Here is a 534-nt window from a genome sequence, read left to right as displayed (position 1 = left end):
CGGCTGCAGGGCTGGGAGAAGTTCCACGAGCCCGTCGACCGGATCGTCTCGATCGGCGCGTTCGAGCACTTCGGCCGCCAGCGCTGGGGCCGCTTCTTCAAGATGGCCTACGAAGTGCTGCCGCCCGAAGGGGTCATGCTGCTGCACACGATCCTTGCGCATTCCCAGAAACAGTTACACGAGCGCGGCGTCTCGCTGACGATGAGCGACGTGCGATTCACACGTTTCATTTACACCGAAATTTTCCCGGGTGGGCAGTTGCCGGCGCAGCAAGACATTTTCACCTGCGCGCAGAACGCCGGGTTCTCGGTCGAAAAGGTGCAATTGCTGCGCGAGCATTACGAGCGGACGCTCAACATGTGGGCGGCCAACCTGGAAGCCAACTGGAATAAGGCGATCGAAATCCAGTCGGAAGAGGTTTACGACCGTTATATGCACTATTTGACGGGCTGCGAGAACTTCTTCCGCAAGGGAATCAGCGACGTCGGCCAGTTCACCCTGGCCAAGTAGCGATTCGCCGGGCGCGCCGCCCGG

General features: G+C 60.5%; 1 protein-coding gene. It reads left to right on the top strand.

From position 1 onward, the window contains the following. The coding region (locus tag A9W96_RS06780) for a class I SAM-dependent methyltransferase (RefSeq protein WP_197499426.1) at window positions 1–510 on the top strand (510 nt) is incomplete at its 5' end. Window positions 511–534 lie beyond the last annotated feature (24 nt).

The organism is Mycobacterium sp. 1245852.3 (assembly GCF_001669335.1).
Classification (GTDB): Bacteria; Actinomycetota; Actinomycetes; order Mycobacteriales; family Mycobacteriaceae; genus Mycobacterium; species Mycobacterium europaeum_A.
The sequence above is the reverse complement of the archived record's forward strand: the minus strand, read 5'-3'. Positions and strand labels throughout refer to the sequence as shown.